Annotated in this window: 1 protein-coding gene; it reads right to left on the reverse strand. The window is 46.9% G+C overall.

Going from position 1 to position 1,124, the window contains the following annotated elements; all coding sequences use genetic code 11:
- Positions 1–1,124 (reverse strand): elongation factor Tu (gene tuf / locus A1359_RS04700; RefSeq protein ID WP_066978728.1); only part of this gene is annotated, 1,124 nt, incomplete at both ends.

Below are 1,124 nucleotides of genomic sequence, written 5' to 3' on the forward strand. Positions count from 1 at the left end.
GCAACAACACCCGCACCAACGGTACGACCACCTTCACGAATTGCAAAGCGTAAACCGTCTTCCATAGCGATTGGCGCAATCAATTTTACTGTAACTGAAACGTTATCACCAGGCATGACCATTTCAACACCTTCGGGTAATTCTACCGCACCGGTCACATCTGTCGTTCTAAAGTAGAACTGTGGACGATAGCCGTTAAAGAATGGTGTATGACGACCACCCTCATCTTTAGACAGTACGTAAATTTCTGACTTAAAGTGTGCATGTGGCTTGATGCTATTGACGTGAGCCAATACTTGACCACGCTCAACATCATCTCTTTTGGTGCCACGTAACAACACACCTACGTTATCGCCTGCTTGACCTTGGTCCAGTAACTTACGGAACATTTCCACGCCGGTGCAAGTCGTTTTGACGGTCGCTTTGATACCAACGATCTCGACTTCTTCACCTACTTTTACAATTCCACGCTCGACACGACCCGTTACAACGGTTCCGCGACCGGAAATCGAAAATACGTCTTCGATTGGCATCAAAAATTTACCATCAATTGCACGCTCTGGCTCTGGAATGTAAGTATCCAGTGCTTCAACCAGCTTAACAACTGAGGCAACGCCGATTTCACTTTGATCGCCTTCCAGCGCTTTCAACGCAGAACCGACGATGATAGGTGTGTCATCACCTGGAAATTCATATTGATTCAACAGCTCACGAATTTCCATTTCAACGAGTTCAATCAATTCAGCATCATCAACCATGTCCGCTTTATTCAGGAACACTACGATGTAAGGTACACCGACCTGTCTTGACAACAGTATGTGTTCACGTGTTTGCGGCATTGGGCCATCTGCTGCTGAACAGACCAGAATCGCGCCGTCCATTTGTGCAGCACCGGTGATCATGTTTTTCACATAGTCAGCATGGCCTGGGCAATCAACGTGTGCGTAATGACGATTAGGTGACTCATATTCCACGTGCGAGGTAGAAATTGTAATACCACGCGCACGCTCTTCTGGGGCATTGTCAATTTGATCGAAAGCTTTTACTTCGCCGCCTTGCAGCTCAGCCATTACTTTAGTCAGGGCCGCTGTCAATGTAGTTTTACCATGGTCAACGTGACCAAT

The organism is Methylomonas lenta, from assembly GCF_001644015.1.
Taxonomy (GTDB): domain Bacteria; phylum Pseudomonadota; class Gammaproteobacteria; order Methylococcales; family Methylomonadaceae; genus Methylomonas; species Methylomonas lenta.